Annotated in this window: 3 protein-coding genes; 1 reads left to right on the forward strand and 2 read right to left on the reverse strand. The window is 70.6% G+C overall.

Annotation, left to right across the window (positions count from 1 at the left end; all coding sequences use genetic code 11):
- Positions 1–352: 352 nt before the first annotated feature.
- A complete protein-coding gene (locus K7G59_RS34195) occupies positions 353–655 on the reverse strand; it encodes a hypothetical protein (protein ID WP_225840579.1) in 303 nt (100 codons plus the stop codon).
- A gap of 430 nt (positions 656–1,085) precedes the next feature.
- On the opposite strand from K7G59_RS34195, the gene K7G59_RS34200 reads away from it, so the two are divergent.
- Positions 1,086–2,129, forward strand: a complete 1,044-nt coding sequence (locus K7G59_RS34200; protein WP_225840580.1) for a transcriptional regulator — start codon at positions 1,086–1,088, stop codon at positions 2,127–2,129.
- Between the two features lie 432 nt (positions 2,130–2,561).
- On the opposite strand, the gene K7G59_RS34205 is transcribed toward K7G59_RS34200, so the two are convergent.
- A complete protein-coding gene (locus K7G59_RS34205) occupies positions 2,562–3,599 on the reverse strand; it encodes a hypothetical protein (RefSeq protein WP_225840582.1) in 1,038 nt (345 codons plus the stop codon).
- Positions 3,600–3,680 lie beyond the last annotated feature (81 nt).

Here is a 3,680-nt window from a genome sequence, read left to right on the forward strand (position 1 = left end):
GTGTTCTGTCCCGGGAGGTTGTGGACGGGTGAGCCAGGTCTCGGCTGAGGGGTCTTGAAACGAGGGCCTTCCGGTTCGGTATGGATTGCGACGTCTACACCGGCGACCAGAAAGGCCCTCGTGGCGGGGAAGGTGAACTGGCCGGGCCAGCGGGCGTTCCAGGCGGCGACGCAGCCGCCGCAGGTGACTCGGCGCGGGTCACGGACGGTGAGGCCGGGAGTCCCCAGCATCGCCCGCGCCCTGCGCCCCTGCTCGGGCAGCGGGAGTCGCTGTTGGAGAAGGAGCGCGACCAAGAAGAACCGGGGCCGGCACAGCGGCGGGTTCTCGCTGTACTGAGCGCTCGCCGTACGGGTCAGCCCTGCTGCCGGCGGTACAGGTCGATGGCCGCCTGCGTCGGGTAGTTGGGCACGGTGACGGTCTCGCCGGTCTCTTTGGAGACCACGATCTTGCTGCCGCCGGGGGGAGCCGGCTGAGGCCGTCCGGCGGCGTCCGTGACCGGCGGGAACACCGCGTACACCAGGTAGCCGATGTCCAACTCCTCGACGCGGAGTTCGGCGGGCGAGCCGTCGGGCAGCCTGGGCTCGGCGAAGCGGCTGCGGACGATGTCGAGGGCCTGTTCGGGGGTGGTCGGCGGGGCCGGGCGGTCCGAGGTCACAGAAGGTCTCTCTGAGTCTGACTCGCTGAGTGCTGCTTTCGAGGCCGGTCAGAATAGCCTGTGCCACATTTGCTCGACGATCAGTGACCACCAGGTCTCGGCGTTCGACAGTGCGGAGGCGTCCAGCGCCACCAACTGCTCCTGCAGCCCGGCCACCTCAGTGCCCGCCGCATCCGTTGCCGTACCGTCGCCAACAGCGCGAGGGAGGGGGCGAAGGCGGCGGCCGAGACGTTGACGTAACGGCACTCCGCGGTGACCGGGTCCACGGCCCACAGCACGCCGAGGCCGTCCGGCTCCGTCGTACCGGGCAGGCACTGCACGGCGATGACCGCGACCCAACCGTGCGCCCTGTCGCCCGCCCTGGCTACGGACGTAGCGTCAGGGCATGCCGGTCCGGCACCCTGTGGGGCCGCGACGAGGAGGAGGGCCCATGGAGCGACGCAGCCTGCTCGGTGGGGGAGTGTTCCTGACAGCTACCGCGGCCCTTGCCCCGTCGAATGCGGTGTGGGCGGCCTCGCACCGCGGCATCCGGCTGTCCGCCGCCGACATCGCCGCTGCCCGCCAACTCTTCGCGGCCGGCGCCTACGATCGGCTGGAGCAGATGCTGCCGCTGCTGTTGGCCCGGGCGCAACGCGGCATGGAAGCGGGCTCCGTCGGCGCTGCCCTGGCCGCCCGTGTGTGGATGCTCGCCTCCCAGCTGGCCGTCAAACAGGGCCGGACCGGCGACGCCGGCGCCCACGCAGAACGAGCGGGCACCGCGGCGTACCGCACAGGCGACCCGGTGGTGCTGGCTGCCGCAGCCCGCGCGGCCGCAACCCCACTACGCCGAACCGGCCGCACTCAGCAGGCCATGTACCTGCTGGAGCAGGCCCACAGTCACCTGACAGCCGAATCGCGGCCCTCGGCCGCCGCCCTGGATGCAGCGGGCACGGTCGCACTGACCGCGGCCTACACCGCCGCCCAGGACCACCAGCCGCACGCAGCCCGGGACCTCGCCGCCCGGGCCGAGCAGACGGCCCGCCGCCTGACCCACGCCCACGCTGAGGCCGGCCGCCGCCCAGAGCTGTCGGCGCCACAGTGCGCCCTGTACCGGATCGGGATCCACCGCGAGCTCGGCGACACCGACACAGCGCTCGCATACGCCGCCGCGCTGGACCCAGCCGCCCTGCCCAACCCCGAGCGCCGGGCCCGCGCCGCGACCGACACCGCCCGCGCCCTGCTCGACACCGGCGACGCGGCCGGCGCCCTCACCCAGCTGCGCCTCGTCGAGCTCGCCGCGCCCCTGGAAGCGCGCCGACCCTCCGTACGCGCCCCTGACCGCCCGGATCGCCGAAGACCGGCCCGGACTACCGGGCCTGGCCGACTACGCCCGCCGAACCGCCGCACCAAGGCCACACCGCTGACCGTCCGCGTTCCGCTACCAGGGCGCGGGTCGTTTGGGCTCAGTCGGCCCTGGTCCCTGTGTGGCCGGTGAACTCGCCGTGGGGTAGGAGACTCCGACGTGGTCCGACGGACAGGCGTGCGTGCGCCTTGTGCGCCCTGCGCACTTGATGGGACGTGTGGACGTCAGGCGAGGATCTGCTGCTTGATGCTCGATACCACCGGCTCGAGGCAAGACGAGACCGACACCCGCGTCGCCGTCCCCACGGAGCTGGGGCAGTTCGATGCAGGCGGCCGGGCGATATACGACCCGCGCCCCGGCGACCCGCGCCGCTTCCACTGGAGTCGCGATATCCCGTCACGGCTGCGGATCGGTGCCACTCAGCCGGGTGAAGCAGGCGCGATTCGTACAGCTGCCGCATGTCGAATGACGGTGCGGGGCGCCCCGGGCCCCGCCACCAGGCTGGTCACAGGCCCAGGGCTGGCCCGACGGCCAGAGCTGGCCGAATACGGCGTGGGCCTGGGGTCAGTTGCCTGTGTACCGGGTGCCGTCGAAGTGGTAGGGCCAGTTCCCCTGGGCAGCGATGGACACTTCGTGGGAGCCCGCCGGTACCTTCAGTACGATCATGTGGAGCTGGCTCTGCGTCATGGCGTTCCAGCGGATGCCCGTGGTGCCTGGCCACCCGCTGGAGGAGAGCTTGATGTACCGGCCAGGGCCCATGTCTATGACTGTCTTGGTCACCGCCACACATGCCACCAGCGCTCCGCCGTCGGCGGTGCGCCAGACGGGACCGAGGTGCGTCGGCTGCGGGTCGCTGTTGAGGCGGATCGATACGGGGTTGTTGAAGTCGGCACGCAGTTGCGTCTTCGCTGTCTTGAACGAGGCCCGTACGCTGCGGATGTCCTTGCTCCACAACGCGTCGTCCGCCGCGGTACCGCTCTTATCGGTAATGTAGTCGTCGTACCGGCGGCAGACGGAAGACGGCGGCGCGGCGAGCTTCGAGACGTCGCCCGAAACCACGGCCTGACCATCGTGGTCGGTGGCCGGCGCGGGCAGTGCGGTGAGTGAAGGCGCCAATGCCAGGAAGGCCCTGCGCCAGCCGTCACCCTTTTGCTGATGGTAGAGCGACCAGTACTGGCTTGCCGAGTTTTCCGTGTCCCCGACTGACGCGCTCCGCGCCTCGTAAGCGCCGAGGATCCATCGGTCATCAGCAGGCCCGGCAGCCGCCCATGCGTGGACCTGTGACGAGACTGTGGGCGAGCCGGTCGGCTTCGGCTCGGTACCGGCGCCGTACTTCTTGTGGTTGTCCACAGCGGCGAGCCGCTGTTCCAACCACGGCCCCTCCGCGGTCTTCCGCCAGAATGCCGCATCCCAGTTTTCGGTGTCCTCACGCTGGTTCACAGTCACGACGGCTCGGCGTACCTCACCGGCGGTCATCGGTCGCGCCGCGCCGGCCTGACCGGAGGTGGTGGGCCCGGCCTGCGCCTTCGTGCCGGACTGCCCATCACAACCCACCGCGGCGATCAGTATCAGCGCGGCAACGGCAGTGGCAGAACGCTTCATCTATCCCCCTTGAAACATATGGACCGGCACCTGATCATGCCTCAGTCCCGGCGAAGCTGGAGACGGCGTAGCACGTTAGGC

It is taken from the genome of Streptomyces sp. NK08204, from assembly GCF_020400585.1.
Lineage (GTDB): Bacteria > Actinomycetota > Actinomycetes > Streptomycetales > Streptomycetaceae > Streptomyces.

Excerpts from the sequence above, each read along its gene's own strand:
- K7G59_RS34200 (WP_225840580.1), top strand. The coding sequence starts at position 1,086 with ATGGAGCGACGCAGCCTGCTCGGTGGGGGAGTGTTCCTGACAGCTACC.
- K7G59_RS34205 (WP_225840582.1), bottom strand. The coding sequence starts at position 3,599 with ATGAAGCGTTCTGCCACTGCCGTTGCCGCGCTGATACTGATCGCCGCG.